At 61.8% G+C, this 22465-nt stretch carries 23 protein-coding genes; 11 read left to right on the top strand and 12 right to left on the bottom strand.

Translation table 11 applies throughout. From position 1 onward, the window contains the following. Window positions 1–33 precede the first annotated feature (33 nt). On the top strand, window positions 34–750 hold the full coding sequence (locus tag ACOYXG_RS16355; protein WP_460352814.1) for an alpha/beta hydrolase: 717 nt from the start codon (window positions 34–36) through the stop codon (window positions 748–750). Between the two features lie 3 nt (window positions 751–753). Here ACOYXG_RS16355 and ACOYXG_RS16350 read toward each other — a convergent pair whose 3' ends face one another. Together ACOYXG_RS16350 and ACOYXG_RS16345 are read right to left on the bottom strand one after the other, a co-directional pair. Continuing rightward, on the bottom strand, window positions 754–1320 hold the full coding sequence (locus ACOYXG_RS16350) for a DcrB/PsbP domain-containing protein (RefSeq protein ID WP_027611648.1): 567 nt from the start codon (window positions 1318–1320) through the stop codon (window positions 754–756). A gap of 88 nt (window positions 1321–1408) precedes the next feature. Then, window positions 1409–2191 (bottom strand): hypothetical protein, encoded by a 783-nt coding sequence (locus ACOYXG_RS16345; protein ID WP_097088822.1) that lies wholly within the window; start codon window positions 2189–2191, stop codon window positions 1409–1411. A 131-nt stretch (window positions 2192–2322) separates the two neighbouring features. On the opposite strand from ACOYXG_RS16345, the gene ACOYXG_RS16340 reads away from it, so the two are divergent. Next, window positions 2323–2859, top strand: a complete 537-nt coding sequence (locus tag ACOYXG_RS16340; RefSeq protein WP_097088823.1) for a chalcone isomerase family protein — start codon at window positions 2323–2325, stop codon at window positions 2857–2859. Between the two features lie 71 nt (window positions 2860–2930). Further along, window positions 2931–4250, top strand: coding sequence for an Nramp family divalent metal transporter (locus tag ACOYXG_RS16335; protein WP_336838778.1), 1320 nt, complete (start codon window positions 2931–2933; stop codon window positions 4248–4250). Window positions 4251–4445: 195 nt separating this feature from the next. Here ACOYXG_RS16335 and ACOYXG_RS16330 read toward each other — a convergent pair whose 3' ends face one another. From ACOYXG_RS16330 to ACOYXG_RS16320, 3 genes are read right to left on the bottom strand one after another with little or no spacing between them, the layout of a single operon-like run. Further along, entirely contained in the window at window positions 4446–5627 is a 1182-nt protein-coding gene (locus ACOYXG_RS16330; RefSeq protein WP_027611652.1) for an acetyl-CoA C-acetyltransferase, read from the bottom strand. A gap of 11 nt (window positions 5628–5638) precedes the next feature. Beyond that, window positions 5639–6304, bottom strand: a complete 666-nt coding sequence (locus ACOYXG_RS16325; RefSeq protein ID WP_096796497.1) for a CoA transferase subunit B — start codon at window positions 6302–6304, stop codon at window positions 5639–5641. 24 nt (window positions 6305–6328) lie between these two features. Next, window positions 6329–7027, bottom strand: coding sequence for a CoA transferase subunit A (locus tag ACOYXG_RS16320; protein WP_007919568.1), 699 nt, complete (start codon window positions 7025–7027; stop codon window positions 6329–6331). Between the two features lie 150 nt (window positions 7028–7177). On the opposite strand from ACOYXG_RS16320, the gene ACOYXG_RS16315 reads away from it, so the two are divergent. Further along, window positions 7178–8053: a LysR family transcriptional regulator gene (locus ACOYXG_RS16315; protein ID WP_097088825.1), complete on the top strand. Its 876-nt coding sequence runs from the start codon at window positions 7178–7180 to the stop codon at window positions 8051–8053. Window positions 8054–8160: 107 nt separating this feature from the next. Here the strand turns inward: ACOYXG_RS16315 and ACOYXG_RS16310 are convergent, their stop codons facing one another. The 4 genes from ACOYXG_RS16310 to ACOYXG_RS16295 all read right to left on the bottom strand — a co-directional run bounded on the left by ACOYXG_RS16310 (window position 8161) and on the right by ACOYXG_RS16295 (window position 12552). Then, a complete protein-coding gene (locus tag ACOYXG_RS16310; protein WP_460352809.1) occupies window positions 8161–9003 on the bottom strand; it encodes an NAD-dependent protein deacetylase in 843 nt (280 codons plus the stop codon). A 153-nt stretch (window positions 9004–9156) separates the two neighbouring features. Next, window positions 9157–10203: a class I SAM-dependent methyltransferase gene (locus ACOYXG_RS16305; RefSeq protein WP_460352807.1), complete on the bottom strand. Its 1047-nt coding sequence runs from the start codon at window positions 10201–10203 to the stop codon at window positions 9157–9159. A 310-nt stretch (window positions 10204–10513) separates the two neighbouring features. Next, the gene (locus tag ACOYXG_RS16300; protein ID WP_150369006.1) at window positions 10514–11815 is read right to left on the bottom strand and encodes an ATP-binding protein; all 1302 of its coding nucleotides are present in this window, start codon (window positions 11813–11815) and stop codon (window positions 10514–10516) included. After that, window positions 11812–12552, bottom strand: coding sequence for a response regulator (locus ACOYXG_RS16295; protein ID WP_027611658.1), 741 nt, complete (start codon window positions 12550–12552; stop codon window positions 11812–11814). Before ACOYXG_RS16295 ends, ACOYXG_RS16300 begins: the two co-directional genes overlap by 4 nt. Before the next feature lie 296 nt (window positions 12553–12848). Between ACOYXG_RS16295 and ACOYXG_RS16290 the strand changes: the two genes are divergently transcribed. Further along, a complete protein-coding gene (locus ACOYXG_RS16290) occupies window positions 12849–13112 on the top strand; it encodes a DUF2790 domain-containing protein (RefSeq protein ID WP_027611659.1) in 264 nt (87 codons plus the stop codon). Between the two features lie 44 nt (window positions 13113–13156). Here ACOYXG_RS16290 and ACOYXG_RS16285 read toward each other — a convergent pair whose 3' ends face one another. Beyond that, window positions 13157–13618, bottom strand: a complete 462-nt coding sequence (locus ACOYXG_RS16285; RefSeq protein WP_460352803.1) for a GNAT family N-acetyltransferase — start codon at window positions 13616–13618, stop codon at window positions 13157–13159. Between the two features lie 228 nt (window positions 13619–13846). Between ACOYXG_RS16285 and ACOYXG_RS16280 the strand changes: the two genes are divergently transcribed. Further along, the gene (locus ACOYXG_RS16280) at window positions 13847–14119 is read left to right on the top strand and encodes a DUF4242 domain-containing protein (protein WP_007962415.1); all 273 of its coding nucleotides are present in this window, start codon (window positions 13847–13849) and stop codon (window positions 14117–14119) included. Between the two features lie 30 nt (window positions 14120–14149). Then, the gene (locus ACOYXG_RS16275) at window positions 14150–14962 is read left to right on the top strand and encodes a class I SAM-dependent methyltransferase (RefSeq protein WP_414888425.1); all 813 of its coding nucleotides are present in this window, start codon (window positions 14150–14152) and stop codon (window positions 14960–14962) included. 138 nt (window positions 14963–15100) lie between these two features. Here the strand turns inward: ACOYXG_RS16275 and pcsA are convergent, their stop codons facing one another. Further along, window positions 15101–15823 (bottom strand): phosphatidylcholine synthase, encoded by a 723-nt coding sequence (gene pcsA / locus ACOYXG_RS16270; RefSeq protein ID WP_027611662.1) that lies wholly within the window; start codon window positions 15821–15823, stop codon window positions 15101–15103. Window positions 15824–16083: 260 nt separating this feature from the next. Between pcsA and ACOYXG_RS16265 the strand changes: the two genes are divergently transcribed. The 4 genes from ACOYXG_RS16265 to ligD all read left to right on the top strand — a co-directional run bounded on the left by ACOYXG_RS16265 (window position 16084) and on the right by ligD (window position 21996). Then, window positions 16084–16851 carry a tellurite resistance TerB family protein gene (locus tag ACOYXG_RS16265; protein ID WP_460352800.1) on the top strand — a complete coding sequence of 256 codons (768 nt, stop codon included), beginning with the start codon at window positions 16084–16086 and terminating at the stop codon, window positions 16849–16851. 165 nt (window positions 16852–17016) lie between these two features. Continuing rightward, entirely contained in the window at window positions 17017–18396 is a 1380-nt protein-coding gene (locus ACOYXG_RS16260; RefSeq protein ID WP_460352798.1) for an iron-containing redox enzyme family protein, read from the top strand. A gap of 10 nt (window positions 18397–18406) precedes the next feature. Continuing rightward, window positions 18407–19360, top strand: a complete 954-nt coding sequence (locus tag ACOYXG_RS16255; protein WP_460352796.1) for a methyltransferase — start codon at window positions 18407–18409, stop codon at window positions 19358–19360. Between the two features lie 17 nt (window positions 19361–19377). Next, a complete protein-coding gene (gene ligD, locus ACOYXG_RS16250; protein ID WP_460352794.1) occupies window positions 19378–21996 on the top strand; it encodes a DNA ligase D in 2619 nt (872 codons plus the stop codon). Here the strand turns inward: ligD and ACOYXG_RS16245 are convergent, their stop codons facing one another. Next, on the bottom strand, window positions 21997–22419 hold the full coding sequence (locus ACOYXG_RS16245) for a hypothetical protein (protein WP_134786741.1): 423 nt from the start codon (window positions 22417–22419) through the stop codon (window positions 21997–21999). Window positions 22420–22465 lie beyond the last annotated feature (46 nt).

The raw sequence follows: 22465 nt of genomic DNA, 5'->3' as shown, positions 1-22465 counted from the left end.
CGACGAACCCGACACTCTGTGAAGGAAGGCTCTATGTTGAAGGCGTTTGCCCTGTTAACCCTGCTGGCGTCCAGCGTCGTCCACGCGCAAACCACGCTGCAAAGCGATTTGCCACTGAAATACATCGAACAGGTTCACCCGGACGCGAACACTCGGCCGCTGGTGATTTTTCTGCACGGTTACGGCAGTAACGAAGCCGATCTGATCGGTATGAAGTTTCAGCTGCCGGCGCAGTACAACTACCTTTCGGTGCAGGCGCCGTTGGCGTTGGGCGAAGGGCGTTTCCAGTGGTTTCGCAAAAAAGGCGAAGGCGCCTACAACGGTGAGACCGATGATCTGAAGGCCAGCGGTCAGAAACTGCGGGAGTTTGTCGCCCAGGCGGCGAAGAAATATCACGCCAGCCCGGACAAGGTGTACCTGATCGGCTTCAGCCAGGGCGCGATGATGACGTACGAGGTGGGCTTGCGTCCGCCCGTGGCGGTCGGTGGCATCGCGGCGTTGAGCGGACGCCTTTTGCCGGTGTTGAAAACCGAGCTCAAGGCGCAGCAGCCACCGTTGCCGCTGAAGATCTTCATCGGCCACGGCACCGCCGATGATCGGGTGCCGTACCGCGACGGCACCGCGGCCAATGCGCTGCTGCAAAAACTTGCCTACAAACCCGAGTTTCACGCTTATCCCGGTGTCGGCCACAGCATCAGTTCTGCCGAACTGCGGGACTTGAACGCCTGGCTGCAGCAGCTCAATCCGTAAGGATCACTTGTCCTTGAGGATGGTTTTCACCAGCGCATCGTGACCGCTCTTGTCGCTGGCCCGGGAAATCACCTGGACCAGCGCCATGCGCTTGCCGGAGGCGGCGAGCAGCGTGGTATTGAGGGTCTGGCCGCCGCCCTGAGTGGCGGTGCTGTCGACCTGACGCACGCCGAGGCCGCTGCTTTTCTGGGTCAGGCTTTTTTCGCTGAGCTTGTTGAAGTCCGGCAGGGCCTTGCGCTGGTCATCGATGAAACTCGCCAGGCTGCCATCGAGAAATTCGTTGTCGTTGTCCTTGACGCTGGCGCCGCCGGCGATCTGGTTTTCCGCGGCGATCACCACAGTCTTGGTCGCCTGATTGGTGTACATCGTGCCCTTGGCACCGGTTGGCCCGGCCGGCAGCGGGTCGGCGGTGAAGCCTTTGGGCAGGACGAAGGTGAACTTGCCGTCGAGCATCGACACGTTGTTGGTCGAGGCCTTTTCCTTGGGCTTGGCTGCCTGGGCGTTGAGGGCGCCGAAACCGGCGACCGCCGCCAGCAACAGGACGACGGCTTTCTTGCTGAGCAATGACATGTGAATCTCCGAGGGATGGTCGCGCCAGGGCGGCGATGATCCCACGGAGCATGCCTGGCATTCCAGCGCGGTTTTTCAGGCGTTTGCGTCAGCCTTGAGGTTGTGGGCTTTTGGCGGGAGTCGGTCGGGCCAGCAGTTTGCGGGTGACCCCGAGCATGGCCACCGACACCGCGACACCGGTGATGAATCCGCTGAGGCCGAGACTCGGCAGGGTCAGCGCCGTCACCAGGCAAAACGCCGAAAACGAGTACATGCCGGTCGCCGTCGCCCGCAGCAATGCCGCGGTAAACGCCGGGCCGCGAGTCTGCTGAGAGAACACCGCCATCACACTGCCGAGCACCGGGAACACCGCGAGCAGGCCGCTCCAGCGCTCGCCCACGGTACTCGCAAGCATGGTCACCAGTAGCGTCAGCGCCGCGCCGGCAATCATCCGCCAGAGCAGTTTGTCCGACTTCGGTGCCGGGCCGCTCAGCACCGGCTGCACGTCGGGAAACAGGTACGGCGCGGCGAGCAGGGCAATCGCCGCCGCAGCGACCGAGAACGTCAGTGACGACGGAATCAGCGACAACACCAGCGCCAGTACCGCCCACACCGACAGTGACGCCGTCAGCGCCAACGGCCAGTTCGCCCGCTGCGCCACCTGCGCGTAGGTGATGCAGAACGCGATCATGGCGAACATCGCCGACAGCGCCGCCACCGCCGATTGCGCAGCAAACTGCGGCCCCTGTTCGATGGCGAGGAAAAACAGAATCGGCCCGACCACCACCGGCAGCCCCGACAGCCAACCGGCGACGCTTGGTCCCCAGCGCTTGCCGGCGAGAGAAATCAGCAGCAGAAAAGCGGGGATCAGCAGTAATTTGAGGATCAGCACGCGGGAGGCCTCCGGGGATGGAACGGCCAATGTAACCGATTGCTGCATTGATCGACAATTTTTGTATACAAAGTCTGCGAGTGATATCCGCTATGCTCTGAAGATCAGGTTTTAACGGAGTCGATGCCGCGATGAGCAAACCATCGAAGTTGCTGCGTGGGTGCTGTGGCATCGGCTTGTGGGCGTTGTTGCTGACGCCGACCTGGGCCAATTGGCAGGACGCCGTGCCCGGCGCGCAAATCATCGGCACCGGTGATTTCAGTGTGTTCGGCTTTGACGTCTACAACGCCCGGTTGTGGAGCGCGGCACGCCCGTTGTCCACCGAGCAGCCCTTCGCTCTGGAGCTGATCTATCGGCGCAAGATCTCCCGTGACGATCTGGTGCAGGCCAGTGTCGATGAAATCAAACGGCTGGCAGGCTCGAGCGTCAGTCCCGCACAACTGTCCAGGTGGCAAGAGCAAATGCAGCAATCGTTCGTCGATGTGCAGGCCGGCACGCGGATTACGGGCGTGTATCTGCCGGGGCAGGGTGCGCGGTTTTTTATCGGTCAGCAGTTGCAGCATGAAATCGATGATCCGCAATTTGCCCGGGCGTTTTTCGATATCTGGCTGGATCCGCGTACGCGCAATCCCGAACTGCGTGAGCAACTGTTGGGCATGAGCCGATAGAGTTTTTGTTCTTCAAGGCGCTGACTGAAACCTCTAAGCTGCGTCTTTCGAACTTGTTTCTGGATGTGTGCGTGAAATTCAGCTTACCCAAAATAGCCACCGCGCCGTTCTGCCCGCCGGAAGTGGCCGGCAGCGTCGCGGTGGATCCGAGCGCTTCGTTCTTCAAACGCGTGCTGCGTTTTGCCGGTCCGGGCTTGCTGGTGTCGATCGGCTACATGGACCCGGGCAACTGGGCGACCGCGATCGAGGCCGGTTCGCGTTTTGGTTACAGCCTGCTGTTTGTGGTGTTGCTGGCGAGCCTGGCGGGGATGGTCGTGCAATGCCTGTGCTCGCGGCTGGGCATCGCCACCGGCCGCGATCTGGCGCAATTGTCCCGCGAGCGCTACAGCACCCCGACCGCACGCCTGCAATGGGTGCTGGCGGAAATTTCGATCATCGCCACTGATCTGGCCGAAGTGCTCGGCTGCGCCCTGGCGTTTCACTTGTTGCTTGGCTGTTCGCTGACCTTCGGTATTGCCCTGACCGCCTTCGACACGCTGCTGGTGCTGGCCTTGCAGAACCGTGGCTTCCGTCGGCTGGAGGCGATCATGCTGGTGCTGGTGGCGACCATCGGCGTGTGTTTCTTCGTTGAACTGGTGCTGATCAAACCCTACTGGCCGGATGTGTTCGCCGGTTTCAAACCGTCGCTCTCGGCGATCAGCGATGCCGCACCGCTGTATCTGGCGATCGGTATTCTCGGCGCGACGGTGATGCCGCATAACCTCTACCTGCACACTTCGATCGTGCAGACACGGATGATCGGCAGGGACCTGGCCAGCAAGCAGGACGCGGTCAACCTGGCGCGCATCGACACTATCGGCTCGCTGGCGCTGGCGCTGCTGGTCAACGCGGCGATCCTGATTCTGGCGGCGGCTGCGTTTCACCAGTCCGGGCATACCGACGTGGTCGACATTCAGGACGCCTACCATCTGCTCGACCCGCTGGTCGGCGGCGCGCTGGCCAGTGTGCTGTTCGGCGTGGCGTTGCTGGCGTCGGGGCAGAGCTCGACGTTCACCGGGACCATCGCCGGACAGGTGATCATGGAGGGTTATCTGAACCTGCGGATTCCCTGCTGGCAGCGGCGTTTGATCACTCGCGGACTGGCACTGATCCCGGCGTTCCTCGGCGTGTGGCTGATGGGCGATAACGCGGTGGGCAAATTGCTGGTGCTGAGTCAGGTGGTGTTGAGCCTGCAGCTGCCGTTTGCGCTGTACCCGCTGATCCGCATGACCAGCGACAAGCAACTGATGGGGCCGTTTGTGAACCGGCTGCCGACCCGGGTGCTGGCGTGGGGCTTGTTTGCGGTGATCAGTGGGGCGAATGCCTGGTTGATTCTGCAGATGGTGGTGTGATTTTCAAAGCACCCTGTGGCGAGGGGATTTATCCCCGATCCAGTGCGAAGCGCTGGCAAAGATGTGTGTCGAGGCAATAAAAACTGGGGCTGCTGCGCATCCCATCGGGGATAAATCCCCTCGCCACAAAAGCGATGAAACCAGGCAGCGAGCGGATGTCGTGGATCCGTCCGCCGCCTGTATTGCTCCTTTGGGTTAAGCGCGCTCCAGCGCCAGCGCCACACCCTGACCGCCGCCGATGCACAGGGTCGCCAGACCTTTTTTCGCATCACGCTTGATCATTTCGTGCAGCAGCGTCACCAGCACGCGGCAGCCCGATGCACCGATCGGGTGACCGAGGGCGATGGCGCCGCCGTTGACGTTGACCTTGTCCAGATCCCATTGCAGATCCTTGGCCACTGCCAGCGATTGTGCAGCGAAGGCTTCGTTGGCTTCGATCAGGTCCAGTTGGCCGATGTTCCAGCCCGCCTTGTCCAGGCAGCGACGGGTGGCCGAGACCGGGCCGATGCCCATGATCGCCGGGTCCACACCCGCATTGGCATATGCGGCGATTTTTGCCAGCACCGGCAGGCCCAGGGCCTTGGCCTTTTCGGCGCTCATCAGGATGACTGCAGCGGCGCCATCGTTCAGCGACGAAGCATTACCGGCGGTGACGCTGCCGTCCTTCTTGAACGCCGGACGCAGTTTCGCCAGCGATTCGGCGGTGGTGTCGCCGCGTGGTTGTTCGTCGACCTTGAACGCCACCGGGTCACCTTTGCGCTGCGGGATCAGAATCGGGGTGATCTCATCGACAAAGCGTCCGGCCTCAATGGCCGCAGCGGCTTTGCGCTGCGAAGCGGCGGCGAAGGCGTCCTGCTGTTCGCGGCTGATCTCATATTTATCGACCAGATTCTCGGCAGTGATGCCCATGTGGTAATCGTTGAACGCATCCCACAGACCATCGCTGATCATGGTGTCGACGATTTGCGCGTGACCCATGCGCAGACCGGTGCGTGCGCCCGGCATCACGTAGTTGGAAAGGCTCATGTTCTCCTGACCGCCGGCGATGATCACCTCGGCGTCGCCGCAACGGATCGCTTGCGCGCCCAGGTGCAGGGCTTTCAGGCCCGAGCCGCAGACCTTGTTCAGGGTCATGGCCGGCACGGCGTGGGGCAGGCCGGCCTTGATCGCGGCCTGACGCGCCGGGTTCTGGCCAGCGCCAGCGGTCAGCACCTGGCCCATGATCACTTCATCGACCTGCGCACCGTCCAGACCGGTTTGTTCCAGCAACTGGCGAATTACCGCAGCGCCCAGATCCACGGCGGACACGCTGGCCAGCGAACCCTGGAAACTGCCGATCGCGGTGCGGGTGGCGGCAACAATTACGACGTCTTGCATTTTCGAATTCCTCACTGGGCAGCGAACTGCATTTCCGGTACGTGATCCGGGACGATCAGTTTACCAGCGGTTTTGGCGACGATTTCCTCGACGCTGACGCCAGGTGCGCGTTCCTTGAGGACAAAAGCGCCATTTTCGATTTCCAGGTAGGCGAGGTCGGTCAGCACGCGCTTGATGCAGCCGGCGCCGGTCAGCGGCAGGCTGCACTTGGCCAACAGTTTGGACTCACCGTCCTTGGAGGCGTGGGTCATGATCACGATGATGTTGTCGGCACCGGCCACCAGATCCATCGCACCGCCCATGCCCTTGACCAGTTTGCCGGGAATCATCCACGAGGCGATGTTGCCTTCAACGTCGACTTCGAACGCGCCCAGCACGGTCAGGTCGACATGCCCGCCGCGGATCATCGCGAAGGATTCGGCGGAGTTGAAAATCGATGCGCCGATGCGCGCGGTCACGGTCTGTTTGCCGGCGTTGATCATGTCGGCATCGATGGTGTCTTCCGTCGGAAACGGGCCCATGCCGAGCAGGCCGTTTTCCGATTGCAGCATGACTTCCATGCCGTCGGGAATGTAGTTGGCGACCAGGGTCGGAATGCCGATGCCGAGGTTCACGTAGTAGCCGTCCTGCATTTCGCGGGCGACGCGCTGAGCCATTTGTTCGCGGGTAAGTGCCATGTTTTTATTCTCCGTCAGCCTGGATTATTTGCGGATGGTGCGCTGTTCGATGCGCTTTTCGAACGTGCCGCAAATGACCCGGTCGACGTAGATGCCGGGGGTGTGGATCTGCGACGGATCCAGCTCGCCGGGCTCGACGATTTCTTCGACTTCGACCACGGTGATCTTGCCGGCGGTGGCCGCCAGCGGGTTGAAGTTCTGCGCGGTGTGACGGTAGACGACGTTACCGAAATGGTCGGCTTTCCAGCCTTTGACGATGGCGAAGTCGCCGGTGATGGACTCTTCCATCAGGTACTTGCGCCCTTTGAATTCACGCACTTCCTTGCCTTCGGCGACCGGGGTGCCGACGCCGGTGGCGGTGAAGAAGGCCGGGATGCCGGCGCCGCCTGCACGCATTTTCTCGGCGAGGGTGCCTTGCGGGGTCAGGATGACTTCGATGTCGCCCTTGAGCAATTGCTCTTCGAACAGTTTGTTTTCGCCGACGTAAGAGGCGATCACCTTGCTGATCTGGCGGTCGGTCAACAGTACACCGAGACCGAAACCGTCGACGCCGCAGTTGTTGGAGACCACAGTGAGGTCGCGCGTGCCCTTGCGTTTGATCTCGGCGATCAGGTTTTCCGGGATGCCGCACAGGCCGAAGCCGCCGGCGATCACGGTCATGCCGTCTTCAAGACCGGCCAGAGCTTCCTCGTAGGAACTCACGCGCTTGTCGAAACCTGCCATATGCACCTCTTTTATTGTTGGTCGGGCGGCTGGCTAGCCGAATGACTGGAGTGTCTCGCTGGAGAATATATTTGTTAAGTTGATTTTTAAGGTTGATTGATTGATAAAGTTAAACAATTGGCTGATTGCAGATACGGAAGCATAGCGCTCATGACCATCAAACAGATCCGTGCTTTCCTCGCTGTGGCTCAGAGCCTGAGCTTCGCCGTGGCCTGCGAGCGTCTGCACTTGTCGCAATCGGCCCTGAGCCTGACCATCAAGGCGCTGGAAGAGGGGCTGGGCGGGCGGTTGTTCAGTCGCAACACGCGCAATGTGGCGCTGACCGCCGAGGGCGAATCGCTGCTGCCGCTGGCCCGGCGTCTGATTGCCGACTGGGACAACGCCGAAGACGAAATGCGTCAGCGCTTCAGCCTGCAACGCGGGCGGGTGACGCTGGCGGCGATGCCGTCGTTTGCCGGCAACCTGCTGCCGCCGATCCTCAAGACCTTTCGCGCGCGCTATCCGAACGTCAATGTCACGGTCAACGACGTGATCAACGAGCAAGTGCTGGAAATGGTTCGCGACCGCCACGTTGAGCTGGGTGTCGCGTTCGAACCGATGCAGAACACCTCCCTGACCTTCACTCCGTTGTACATCGACCGCTTTGTCGCCGTGGTGCCACAGGATTCAGCGCTGGCCGGGCTTGGCGAAATCGACTGGCAGACCTTGCTGCAGGAACCGTTCATCACCCTGCAACGGCCGTCGACAGTGCGGGTGATGCTCGAAGAACACTTGCAGGCCCGGGGTCTGAAGCTGCCGGTGGAATTCGAGAGTCATCAACTGGCAACCGTCGGGCGCATGGTCGCCAGTGGCCTGGGGGTGAGTGCGGTGCCAGCGTTGTGCGCCGAGCAGATGCTGGAGCTGGGCGCGCATTGCCTGACCTTGAATGATTCAGTGGAGCGGGCGATTGGTGTGCTCACGGAGCCGGGCAATGAGCTGTCGGCGGCGGCGCAGGCACTGTTCGACATCCTCAAAGCCGAACATTGATCCTGTGGGAGCGGGCTTGCTCGCGAAGGCGGGGTATCAGTCGAGGAAAGTCTTGGCTGAAAGGACGCTATCGCGAGCAGGCTCGCTCCTACAGGGGATTTCGCGAGTCAGGAAGTCAAGCGTTGCACCAGCAACGGCAGCAGCTGTTCGCATGACGCCTCGATCTTCAGATCCAGCAGGTCATCGGCGCGAGTCTTGCCCAGATTGATCGCCAGCAACGGCTTGCTCCGATCGGCGATCACCCGGCACAGACGAAACGCCGAATACGCCATCAGCGACGACCCCACCACCAGTAATCCCGCAGCATTTTCTGCCGCCGCCATGGCCCGCGCCGCCGTCGGCTGCGCCACGTTCTCACCGAAAAACACCACGTCCGGTTTCATCCGTTCACCCTCGCAATACGGGCATTGTGGCGTCTGAAAACGTGCTTCGAAGGCCGGGTCGAGCAGGGTATCGCCGTCCGGCGCCTGCACCGCATCGACCCCGGCCAGATACGGATTCTGCTCGACCATCCGCTGCTGAATGTCGTCACGCGCGCTGCGCTGGCCGCAATCCAGGCACAACACACGGTGCAGGCTGCCATGCAGTTCGATCACGTCCTGACTGCCAGCCTGATCGTGCAGAGTGTCGACGTTCTGCGTGATCAAGGCGCTGACCAGACCCCGGCGCTGCAAATCGGCCAGTGCTTGATGCGCGGCATTGGGCCGCGCCTGACGCACCCGCGGCCAGCCAAGCATGGCCCGCGCCCAGTAGCGGCGACGGGATTCCGGAGCGGCGAGAAATTCCTGATACATCATCGGCTGCCGGCCCCGGCGTACACCCTCACTGTCGCGGTAATCCGGGATGCCCGACGGCGTGCTGATACCGGCGCCGGTCAGCACTACAAAGCCGCCATCGGCCATGACTTGGTGCAAGGTGTCGAGGTGTTCGCGGGTCGGGCTGTCGAGCATGGTCAGCACTCCGGGGAGGACGATGCCCGCAGGTTAGCATTAACCGTGTGGCGAGGGAGCTTGCTCCCGCTGGACTGCGCAGCAGGCCTGTTTTTGGGCTTGCTTTGCAATCCGACGGGAGCAAGCTCCCTCGCCTCCGGTGATAGCGGTGATTTATTTGCGCGCCTCCAGTATCAGATTGAACGGCGTCTGCGTCGCCCGGCGAAAATGCTTGAACCCGGCCTCGGTAAACACCTTGCGCAAGCGCATTTCACCGGCCTGCGCACCCAGCCCCAGGCCAACTTCCTGGGACAGCGAATTCGGCGTGCAGATAAAGGTCGAGGCCGCGTAAAACAGGCGTCCGACCGGGTTGATGTTGTCGTCCAGCGCATCATTGGCAAACGGCTCGACCAGCAGCACCGTGCCGTCCTTCTTCAATGATTTGAATGCATGCCGGGCCGCGCCGACCGGGTCGCCCATGTCGTGCAGACAGTCGAAGTAGCAGATCAGGTCATAGTCGTCGCCGGGGTAGTTTTTGGCGTTGTTCTGGAAGAACTTCGCCCGGCTGCTGACCCCTCCTTCTTCGGCGCGCTGGGTGGCGACGGTGATCGACGGCGCGTGATAATCGAAACCGACGAAGCGCGAGTTGGGATACGCCTGGGCCATGATCACCGTCGACGCGCCGTGGCCGCAGCCGATGTCGGCGACTTTGGCGCCTTTTTCGAGTTTGGCGACCACGCCGTCCAGCGCCGGCAGCCATTCAGCGATCAAGTGACCTTTGTAGCCGGGGCGAAAGAAGCGTTCGGTGCCGCTGAACATGCACGGATGGTGATCGCCCCAGGGCAGGGCGCCATTGCCGCGCATGGCTTTGACCAGTTTGTCCTTGTCGTGGAAAAACGAGGCCACCACACCGAGCCCGCCGGCGACGTACACCGGCGAGTCTTCCACGGCCAGTGCCAGCGCCTGCTCTTCCGGCAACCGAAACTGGCCATCGTGATGCTCCATATAGCCGGACGCGACATGTGCGCTGAGCCATTCGCGTACCAGACGCGGGTTGCAGGTGGTTTTTTCGGCGAGGGCTTGCGGGGTGATCGGCTGACTGTCGGCCATCGCCCGGTACAGCCCGAGTTCTTCGCCAACGATGACGTTCGCCAGCATCGCGGCGCCGCCCATGTCGTTGACCAGTTTGCCCATGAAGGCGTTGAGTCGTGTTTCGTCCATCACGAGTGCTCCTGATACAGGATCACCGTCCGGTGGCAAAACGTTGTCGAGGCATGGGCCGCTGGGCGGTGGTCACAGAAGTGGGCAGGGCACAGCTGACGTCGTCCTGCAATCCCCCTCGACTGGGTAATGAATCAGTCTAGCCGGGCTGGGGCAAGATGCAGTGTTTGTGCGCCATGCAAATTCCAATGTGGGAGCGGCGGTACGAAGCTTCGACTTGCTCGCGAACGCGGTGTGTCAGTCGATGCATCAGGGGCTGATATGCCGCTTTCGCGAGCAAGCCCGCTCCCACAGGGGGTTGGTATGGGGTTCAGCGCAGGGGCAGTTTGAGTTCGGCGCACAGGCCTCCGCCCTCGCGGTTGCTCAGGGTCAGCGATCCGCCGAGGGCCATGGCAAGTTGCTGGGCGATGGCCAGGCCCAGGCCGGTGCCGCCGGTGCTGCGGTTGCGCGAGTTTTCCACCCGGTAGAACGGCTGCATGACCTGTTGCAACTCGGCTTCGGCAATGCCTGGCCCGCGATCGAGGATTTTGATGCAAAGACCGTCGTCGATATCGACCTGCAACTGCGCGGCACCGGCGAATTTCAGTGCGTTGTCGGTCAGGTTCACCAGCACCCGGCGCAGGGCCTGGGGACGGGTATCGATCACCGCCGCGCTCTTGCCGCTCAGTTGCACGTCCTTGCCCATGTCCTGATAGTCGAACACCAGGCTGTCGAGGAACGAGTCGAGATCGGTGCGCCGGCTTTCCTCGGTCGAGCCGTGGATGCTGCGAGCGTACGCCACGCCTTCGCGCACCAGATGCTCCATCTCGCCGAGGTCGTTCCACAGTTTGTCTTTCTCGACCGAGTCGTCCATGAACTCTGCGCGCAATTTCATGCGGGTGATCGGGGTTTGCAGGTCATGGGAAATCGCCGCCAGCAGTTGCATGCGCTCCTTCAGATACGCAGCGATCCGCGCCTGCATCGCGTTGAAGGCCCGTGCGGCGTAGGCCACTTCGGTCGGGCCGTGTTCGTCGAGCATCACCGGGTGCGCGTTGGGGTCGAGGGATTCCACGGCATTGGCGAGGCGGGCGAGGGGGCGTATGGCAATGCGCACCGCCAGCCAGGTACAGGCGATCAGCAGCGCCAGTTGCCCGAGCAATACCCCCGGCAGCCACGGCGACAGGGGAGGCATGGCCGGACGCACATCGATGGTCAACGGGCTGCCGTCGCTGAGGCGCAAATGGGCCTGGAAGTGTTTTTTCTCTGCGGAAAATCGGCTGAAGGACAGCGGATGGGCGCCGCCGATCGCACCGCTGATCGAGGTCGCGGCCACCGGTACCTCCTCGGCGTCGAGCGGGGCGCCGGGATCGCCGTCGTTCAACCGATAATCGTAGTTGGTGCGAGCCAGTCGTGGCAGCCAGGCGGGGCGTTCCTGCGCGGGCAGGCGGTCGAGGATGGCAACCGACGTCGAAACGTCGTTTTGCATATTGCTTAGCATGGTGCTTCTGGCGCTTTGGAAACGCTCGTAATACTGCGCGCCAAACGACAGGGCCTGGGCCAGGATCAGCCCGATCAGAAAGATCAGCGACAACCGCGAAGCCAGGGTGCGTGGCCAATGCAGCTTGAGGCTCATGCCGAGGCCCCGAGGATCTCCACCGGCAGCGAGAACACATAACCCTCACTGCGCACGGTTTTAATGTAGGCCGGCTCACGCGCATCGTCGAGCAGGCGCTGGCGCAAACGGCTGACCAGCAGATCAATCGAACGGTCGAACAGATCGGCCTCGCGGCCCTGGGTCAGGTTGAGCAATTGATCACGGCTGAGCACCCGTTGTGGATGATCGAGGAACACCCGCAGCAAGCGGTATTCGGCACCACTGAGGGCGACCAGCGTGCCGTCATTGTCCAGCAGATGCCGGGCCGAGGTGTCGAGTTGCCAACGGCCGAAGGCCAGCAGGCGACCGCTTTCGGTGACCACCAGATTCGGTGGCAGCATGCGCGTGCGCCGCAGCACCGCGTTGATCCGCGCCAACAGTTCGCGGGCGGCGAACGGCTTGGTCAGGTAATCGTCGGCGCCCATTTCCAGGCCGATGATGCGGTCGGTTTCATCGTTGCGCGCCGTGAGCATCAGCACCGGCGTGGCCTTGTGTTTGCCCACGCGTAGTTCGCGGCACAGCTGTAGGCCATCATCGCCGGGCATCATGATGTCGAGCACAATCAGGTCGACGGTGTTGGCTTCGAGAAAACTGCGCATCTGCCGGCCATCGGCGACCACGGTGGTGCGCAGTCCGTTCTTCTTCAGGTAATTGCCGACCAGCTCGCGGATCTCGCGGTCGTCGTCGACGATAAGGATGTGATCGACATGTTCCATCGGTGCAGAACCTCTATCAAAGGGCAATGCCATGCAGTCTATCGAGCCTGCGCCGGCTTGCCTGCCCGGGTTTGTATTGCAGTGTATCTGGCGTAATGGCGGATACACACACATGCAAAAACGCGATTTTTTCAGGGTTTTGTATCGCTGTGTATCTCCGGGCGGCAGAGATACACAGCGATTGATAGCGACCGTTTCCTGACACAGACGCGATACCTCAAGCGCTTCAAATAGGCTCCATCGAGGCCCACACAGCTTGCCTCGGCTCAACCCATACAAGCCTTGAGGAAACCACCATGACGCACAAAACCGTTGTCGCCGCCTGCCTGTTCGCCGCCCTGAACATCTGCACCCTGTCGGCCCGGGCCGAAGCCGATGTCAGCCCGCACACCTACACCTACGGCACGCACCTGGACATCCAGAAAGTGCTGTCGATGACCGAGGACAACGCGGTGAACTGCGGCATTATCGATGCGCGCATGACGTACCTGGATTCGGCCGGAAAAACCCAGGTGCTGGATTACCGCAAATTTGCCGATGGCTGTAACAACCAGAACTGAGTGCTCAGATGCATCGACAGTCACCGCCCGCGCATATCAATGGCTCACAGGTCGCGCACCATGAGCCATTGCTCGTTGTCCCAGGCGCGAAAGCGCTCCAGCACTGTCCAGCCGCGTTTGGCGTAGTAGTCCTGCTTGTTCTGTGTGTGCAGATAGAAACGTGCGAAACCGCGCTGTTTCGCCGCCTGGCTGATGCCATCGATCAACCGCTCTGCCAACCCCTGGCCACGAGCTTGCGGGCTGACAAACACGCACGCCAGCCAAGGGCCGAGATCCGGACGCAGGGCCAGATCCGCCCGGGCCAGCGCCGCACCGCCGAGCAGACGCTCGCCGTCCAGCGCAATCAGGCATGACCAGTCGCCATTGTTCTGGCCGGCAGCGAACTCGCGTTGCCATTCGGCCAAGGGTTGCTCGGCGTATTCGTAGGCGAACTGGCGGTGGATCCACGCGGCGTAAGTGTCGCTGTGCTGCGGGTGATTGACGAGCCATTCAAGACGCAGGGACATGATGGAATCCATTCACGGAAGACGGGAAGGCATAAAAGCCGATTGCCCCACGCAATGGCAATCTCGGAGTGTCTCGAGGCCTTTACAAAAAACCGCCACTCATCGGCCCGGCCGTTGTTTTGCCGGCTCTTCGGACGATTGGCAGGGACGCCATCGACCCTCGGCGCGATAGTGGATGAGCAGGGCCACTGTCGGCCCTGTCACTGATAAAAAGAACGCGAGGTTGCCATGCCGAAATTCGTGATTGAACGCGAGATTCCAGGGGCCGGAAAGCTGTCGCCGCAAGAACTCCAAGCCGTATCGCAAACCTCCTGCCAGGTGTTGCGTGAACTCGGGCCACAGGTGCAGTGGCTGCAAAGTTACGTCACCGCCGACAAAATCTATTGCGTCTACATCGCCCCTGACGAAGAGCAGGTGCGCGAGCACGCCAGGCTGGGTGGATTCCCGGCCAACAGCGTGGCGCGGGTGATGACGGTCATCGACCCGACCACGGCCGAATGAAGTCCTTCTACCTGCTGCGGAGCACGATTGATGAGTACTCCCATTGATCTGACGGGTCTGAAAGAGCGCCAGAAAGTCGCCTGGGCCAGCGGTGATTACGCGGTGATCGGTACCACCTTGCAGATCGTCGGCGAAAACCTCGCCGAGGCCTGCGACCTGCACTGCGATGAGGAAGTGCTGGATGTCGCCGCCGGTAACGGTAATGCGACTCTGGCGGCGGCGCGACGTGGTTGTCAGGTGACCTCGACCGACTATGTCGCGGCGCTGCTGGAGCGGGGACAGGATCGGGCACGGGCCGAGCATCTGGATGTGATTTTTCAGGTCGCCGATGCCGAAGCGTTGCCGTTCGCCGACGAGAGTTACGACGCGGTGCTGTCGACCTTTGGCGTGATGTTTGCCCCGGATCAGGCGACTGCCGCAGCGGAACTGGCGCGGGTCTGCCGAAGGGGCGGGCGCATCGGTCTGGCGAACTGGACGCCGGAAGGTTTCGTCGGCCAGATGTTCAAGGTGCTCGGTCGCCACGTCCCGCCCCCCGCCGTGGCCCAGCCGCCGTCGAACTGGGGCACCGAAGCGTGGTTGCACAGCCACTTCAATGAGCGCGAATTTTTGCTGCAGGTCACCCGCCGCACCTTCAATTTCCGCTATCGCTCGGCGGCGCACTTCATCGACATTTTCCGTCACTGGTACGGGCCGGTGCACAAGGCATTTGCGGCATTGCCGCCGGAAAGCGGGCAGGCGCTGGAGAGTGATCTGGCGGATCTGCTGAACCGCTCGAACCGGGTGGGAGAGACGTCACTGGTGGTGCCGAGCGAGTATCTGGAGGTGGTCATCAACAAGCGCTGAATGTTCAGAATCATGCCAAAACCTGTGGGAGCTGGCTTGCCAGCGATGGCGGCCGTCCTGTCCAAACGATGTCGACTGGCAGTCCGAAATCGCTGGCAAGCCAGCTCCCACAGGTATTCGTGATTGGCAGGTCTGGTGCTATTTCAGGTGCGGCCGATCAAACCACTCCAGCGCCGTACGCCAGATGCAGATCCCCAGAAAGTACGCCGACGCCAGCAACCACAAACCCATCACCAGCGGATTGATCACCGGGTGATTAAGCACCAGCGACAGGCTGCACAGCAGCCAGATGGCCGTCACCGCGATGTTGATCGGCATGAACCGGCGTACCCGGAACGGGTGCAGGAACTTCATGCGGGTCACGGTCAGCAGCGCCAGACCGATGATGGTCAGAAAGGTGATCCACGGCCCCGGGTCGATGATGTACAGGCACAGGGCAACCACGTTCCACGCGGCGGGGAAGCCGACGAAGTAGTTGTCCTTGCTCTTCATGTTGACGTTGCAGAAACAGAACAGCGACGACACCAGAATCAGCGATACGCTCAGCAGCAGGGTGTAGTCGGGCAGGGGAATGTAGCGATAGATGAACAGCGCTGGGATGAATACGTAAGTCAGGTAGTCGATCACCAGATCGAGGATCGAGCCGTCGAAACTCGGCAGTACCGACTGCACATTGACCTTGCGCGCGAGCGCTCCGTCGAGACCGTCGACGATCAATGCCACGCCCAGCCACATCAGACAGTGTGTCGGCTGGTTCTCCAGCAGGGCGAGGGTCGCCAGAAAGGCAGTGACCACGCCGGTCGCGGTAAAACCATGGGCGCCCCATGCTTTGAGCCTGGCGATGTGTACGGTCGATATCACAGGGGCGTTCTCCAGAAAAATGAAGCATGCCGGGTATTACCCTTGGGCAAAGGGCGCCGGCAAACCGGGTCGGGGTTGCAGCTATCGACCGGTTTGGCCGGGATAAGGTTCACCACCTTTGAATCTTAGCTGGCCGCTCGAAAAATACCTCGGCGAAATCTGCAGGTGGCAGCCGGCGTCAGCCAGACGGTGCTGGCGCGCCGGCGTCGGCGGTCTATTGTTGCCTGACGCATTTATTGCCAATGGCTGAGGACGAGATCATGAACACCAGTGATTTGCTCGAACAACTGCTGCGGGGCCAGGCCTCGGTGGGACAACAAGGTGCTGGTTCGGCCGGCGCTGGGCTGGGTGGATTGGGCGATTTGCTTGGCGGTCTGTTGGGTGGCGGTGCAGGCCCCGGCGGCAGTGCGGTGCAGTCCGGAGGGCTGGGCGGTTTGGGCGGTTTGCTCGGTGGCCTGCTCGGCGGCGGTAGCGGTGGTGGCTTGGGCGGCGCGCTGGGTGGGGCACTCGGTGGCGGCGGAACACAAAGTCGTTCCGGCGGCACCAATTATGCGGCGCTGGCCTCATTGGGAATGATGGCGTTCCAGGCGTATCAGGCCTGGCAGCGCAGTCAGGCGTCGGCGGCGCCACAACAGATTCCGCCAACCGCAAATCTGCTGGCCGGGCCCGAAGTCGAGGAGCACGGGCATGCTGTGCTGCGGGCGCTGATCGCGGCAGCCAAGGCTGACGGCGAGATCGACCCCCGGGAACAACAGATGATCAACAGTGAAATCAGCAAGCACACCGACGATCCGCAATTGCAGCAGTGGTTCGAAAGCGAAGTCGCCAAATCGCTGGACGCCAACGAAGTCGCCACGGCTGCAAACGGCGACCAGGCCATGGCCGCCGAGATGTACCTGGTCAGCGTGATCCTGGTGGACGATCAGCAAGACGCCGAACGCAACTACCTGGATGAACTGGCTGCCGCGCTGCAGATCGACCCGCAATTGCAGGTGCACCTGGAGGCTCAGGCCAAAGGTCGGGCCTGAAGCACCGTCAAAAATCGCGGTCTCGGGCAGCCCTTGCCGGGACCACGATGCTCCGTCCGTCAGGGCAATTTTCATGTCGATTGAATTTTTCTCCGTAGCGGTTGCTCTGCTGATGTAGAGGCGTGAAACAACGCCCTGACCGGCCAACCGAGTGAGAACACTGACATGACTGCCCTGACCCCTCTGCATGCGCCGAGTGCGCAGCAACAGCCCATCACTGCCGACGGTGACCTGCGGCGTATTTATGAGGCACTGCTGCTTGAGGATGCGCCTGAAACCCTCGCACAGGACTTTCTTGCCGAGCAGTTGCAGCGCGCCGCGCTGTTGCCCGAGGAACTTCCGCAGGATCCGTCGGCGTGGCAAGGCTGGGTCGCCGAGCACTGCACAGAAGTTGCCCGGCAGTACGCCGATTACCTGCAACAGCGCCAGGCCGGCGGACCGCGCCAGTTCTTCAGCAACAAAGCCCATGCGCTGTACTTTCTGCAAGCCGTGGCGCCGACCAAACTGGTGGATGGCGCGTGGCTGTACGGTTTGTTGGCGCAGTGGCGCGACCCGCGTTTCGACGGGTTGCTGTGTACCTATCTGGAAGAGTTGGGCGACGGCAATCCAGCGCAAAACCACGTGGTGATCTACCGCAAACTGCTCGCTGAGCACGGTTTGCAGGACGCCAGCGCCATCGCCGATGAACGCTACCTGCAAGGTGCCCTGCAACTGGCACTCGGCGTCTGTGGCGAAAGCTTTCTGCCGGAGGTGATCGGCTACAACCTCGGCTACGAACAACTGCCGCTGCATTTGCTGATCAGCGCCTATGAACTCAGCGAGTTGGGCATTGATCCGTACTACTTCACTCTGCATGTGACCATCGACAACGCCAGCACCGGGCATGCGCAAAAGGCCGTGCAATCGGTACTTGACTTGCTGCCGCTGGAAGCCGATCGCGGCGAATTTCTGCGCCGGGTGTCGCTGGGCTATCGACTCAATGACTTGGGGCAGGGCAGTCGCGCGATCATCGAGGGCTTTGACCTGGAGCACGAAGTGCTGGCGATGCTCGAGCGCAAGCGCCCGTTCGGTCAGCACATGCACTCCGACTACTGCCGTTTCGAAGGCAAAACCGTCAATCAGTGGCTGGCCACTCCCGAACAGCTACCTGGTTTCCTGCAGGCAATGCAGGACAAAGGCTGGATCAAACGCAACGAAGATCCGCAAGCCAGCCGTTTCTGGCAGCTGATTGACGGCGACGGTGCGGCGATGTTCGGCGTGTTCAGTCCATATGAAAAGCAACTGCTGCACGACTGGATTGCCGGCGACTGGACCCCATCCGACCAACGCAAAGCGCCACGACGCAGCCGTCAGGTCGCCACCCCGGACGCCGCCGTGCCCGAACACGATCCCGATGTGCAGCGCCTGACGGCCGCACTGCAAGGTCAGGACGGACACGCACAAATGGCGACGCTGATCCCATGGTTGTCACCGGCCCGGCATGCCCACCCGGCGGGGCTGCTGGCGACACGTCGCTTCATCGAACTCAAATCCAGTCTGCGCTAAGGAAATCTCCATGAATCAGGAAGAACAACTGTCCGCCAATGATCTCACGCTGCTGCAACTCGGCCGGCGCTTGCAGGCCGACGGCTACCGTTTCATCACGCCGACGCCCTTGACCCATCAGCGGGTCAATCAGCGCGACGAAGGGCAGGTCGCAGATACCCTGCGCGACGTCTTCGGCTGGTCGCGGCCGTTCGAACCGGGGCTGTTGTCCGCTGACGAACAGCGGCAGTTGCAGGATGCTCAAGTGATTGATGTCTACGACGGCCGCTTGAAAAGCCGGGTGCGCTGGTCGAGTCTTGATGACTTGTTGTTCGTGCATTCCGGCTTTCCCACCGATGCCGCCGATTCGGTGTTTTTCGGCCCGGACACCTACCGTTTCGCGCAGCTGATTCACGCGCATCTGCAACAGAGCTTCGCGCCGATTCAGCGTGCGGTGGACATTGGCTGCGGCGCCGGCGTCGGCGCCATCCTGATTGCCCGCGCACGGCGAGAAGCGCAGGTGCTGGCGGTCGACATCAATCCCGCCGCGCTGCGCCTGACCGCGATCAACGCAGCATTGGCCGAGGTCGCCAATGTTGAGGTGCAGACCAGTGATGTGCTGCAGGGCACCGAAGGCAACTTCGACCTGATTGTCGCCAACCCGCCGTACATGGCAGACCCGGCCGGGCGTGCTTATCGGCATGGCGGTGGCTCGCTCGGTGCAGGGTTGTCGCTGCGCATCGTCGAGCAGGCGCTCAATCGACTGGCGCCCGGTGGCTCGTTGCTGTTGTACACCGGGGTAGCGATGGTCGATGGTCGTGATCCGTTTTTCGACACCGTGGTGCCACGCCTGGATTCGACGCGATTCGGCTGGACCTATCGCGAACTGGATCCTGACGTGTTCGGTGAAGAGTTGTTGAACCCCGGTTACCAGCGCGTGGACCGGATCGCCGTGGTCGCGCTGACCGTGACCCGCATTGGCTGACACAAGGCAGGTGCGCCATGAACAGGAACCTCGACGATTACAACCGCATGCGCGATTTCTCGGCGACCTCGGAGCCCGCCGCCGTCAAACGCCGTGGCCGCAGCAAGGCCACTGAACATGCGCTGCAGTTCTGCATCCAGAAGCACGACGCGTCGCACCTGCATTATGACTTTCGCCTCGAACTCGATGGCGCACTGAAGAGCTGGGCGGTGCCCAAGGGCCCGTCGCTCGATCCCAAGGTCAAGCGCCTGGCGGTGCACGTCGAAGATCATCCACTGGATTACGCGACGTTCGAGGGCAGCATCCCCGAGGGGCATTACGGCGCCGGCGATGTGATTGTCTGGGATCGTGGCGTGTGGATTCCCCTGGAGGATCCGGCCAAGGCTTACGCCAAGGGCAAACTCAAGTTCGAGCTGCAGGGCGAAAAGCTCTCCGGGATCTGGAACCTGGTGCGCACGCACATGCCGGGCAAGAAGGAAAACTGGTTTCTGATCAAACATCAGGACAGCGCCGCGCGCCCGCAAGACGACTACGACGTGCTCAGCGCCGAGCCGGACAGCGTGCTCAGCGAACGCACCCTGATCAGCAAACCCAAGCTCGCCGCCGAGCAAGCCAAGCCAGTGAAGAAGTCCCCGGCCAAACCGCGCAAGGCGGCGTCCGGGACGCTCACCGGTGCGCGCAAGGCCAAACTGCCGGCGCAGCTCAAACCGGAACTGGCGACTCTGGTCGACAGCGCACCCGAAGGACAGTGGAGCTACGAAATCAAGTTCGACGGTTACCGGATCATGGCGCGCATCGATCACGATCAGGTGCAACTCTTCACCCGCAACGGCCACGACTGGACGCACAAACTGCCGCAACAGGCGCAAGCGCTTGCCGAATTGGGGCTGGAATCGGCATGGCTGGATGGCGAAATGGTGGTTGCCAACGAACACGGTGTACCGGACTTCCAAGCGCTGCAAAATGCCTTCGAAGCCGGGCGCAGCGCCAGCATCATGTACTACCTGTTCGACATGCCCTATCTCAACGGCGTCGACCTGCGTGAGGTGCCGGTCGAGGAACGCCGCGCGGCGTTGTCCACGGTACTCGGTGGGCATGAACAGCCGTTGCTGCGCTTCTCCGAAGCCTTCGATGAAACTCCGGACGCGTTGCTTAACAGCGCCTGCCAGATGCAGATGGAAGGGCTGATCGGCAAACGCCTCGGCTCGCCCTACGTGTCGCGGCGCAGCAGCGACTGGATCAAGCTCAAGTGCAAGCATCGGCAGGAATTCGTGGTTGTCGGCTACACCGATCCGAAAGGTGCGCGCAGTGCTTTCGGTGCGCTGTTGTTGGGCCTGCATGATCGCGACAGTGGCGAGTTGCGCTATGCCGGCAAGGTCGGCACCGGCTTCAACGAAACCACGCTGAAAAGCATCCTCGCTCAGCTCAAGCCATTGCAGGTGAAGAAGGCTGCCGTGGTCAATCCGCCGAGCGGCTTCGAGGCCAAAGGTGTGCACTGGCTCAAACCCAATCTGTTGGCAGAAGTGGCGTTCGCCGAAATGACCAAGGACGGTTCGGTGCGCCACGCTGTGTTCCATGGTCTGCGCAATGACAAACCGGCCAAGTCGATTACCGAGGAGCGCGCGAAACCCGTGAAGACTTCAGCGAAAGCCACCCCGTCGAAAAAAGCTCCCTCGACGAAGAAAACTGCAGAATCAAAGAAAGCCACTGAGCCGAAGAAAGCCGAACCGGCGCCGTCCCAGCTGGGGCTGGCCAGCGGCAAAGTGCGCATCACCCACCCCGACCGGGTGATCGATGCGGTCAGCGGCGCCACCAAGATGCAACTGGCCGAGTATTACGCCAGCGTCGCCGAGTGGATCCTGCCGCAGCTCAAGGATCGCCCGGTTGCGCTGGTGCGGGCGCCGGACGGCATTGCCGGCGAGCTGTTCTTCCAGAAAAACGCCGAGCGCCTGGCGATTCCCGGCATCACCACGCTGGACAAGGACGTTACCGGGCAACCGGTGATGTTGATCAACAATGCCGAGGCCTTGATCGGCGCAGTGCAGATGAGCACGGTCGAGTTGCACACCTGGAACGCCACCACCGTCGATCTGGACAAGCCTGACCGCTTCGTCCTCGATCTCGACCCTGACCCTGCGCTGCCGTGGAAAAGCATGGTCGAAGCCACCGCACTGACCCTCACCGTGCTGGATGAACTGGGGCTCAAGGCCTTTCTCAAGACCAGTGGCGGCAAGGGCATTCACCTGGTGGTGCCGTTGACCCGCAAGCATGGCTGGGACGAGGTCAAGGATTTCAGCCATGCGATCGTCAGTCACATGGCCAAGCTGTTACCGGAACGTTTCTCAGCGGTGTCCGGGCCGAAAAATCGTGTCGGGCGAATCTTTATCGATTACCTGCGCAACGGTCTGGGCGCCACCACTATTTGTACCTATGCCGCGCGTACCCGTGAGGGCCTGCCGGTGTCGGTACCGCTGTTTCGCGAAGAAGTGGGTGAAATCAAGGGCGGCAATCAGTGGAACATCAGCAATGTCCATGAGCGCTTGAACGATGTCGGCGATGAGCCGTGGGCCGACATGAAGAAAACCCGCCAAAGCATCACCGCAGAGATGCGCAACCGGGTCGGGATGAAACGCTGATCAGGTATCGCGCAGCAAGTCGTGGGCGTTGAGCAGTTCGAAGGCGATTTCGGGGTGGTTGTTCAGGCCCCGGCGAATCGCGGCCGGGATTGACTTGCGCGTCTTGCGGCACAGCCCCGGCAGTGCCTCGATTTGAATCTCGATGCCGAGCATGCTGCGCACTTCATGAAAGCCCGGGGAGATTTCCACCCGCAGGCCCAACTGTTCGTGCATGCGCTGTTGCAGATGCCGCAAGTCCGCAAGGTCTTTGAGTTGTTCCAGGCGGGCGAGGAGGATTTTTTCCTGCTCGCGGGTCAGGCGCAGAATGCGCAGATCCGTGCCCGGCGTTTCCAGCAACGCGTCGCGCCCGCAATCGCAGGCGCCGGGCGGGCAGGGTGAGCGCAAAGGCGCAGGAGGCGCAAGAGTCGTCATGGCCTCCATCATAGAGGCCGTCAGACGGTTTTGCCTATGCGCCCTCAGCTGCCGTCCA

Source organism: Pseudomonas sp. G3-39 (assembly GCF_054790485.1).
This window is presented reverse-complemented; position numbering and strand designations above follow the sequence as displayed.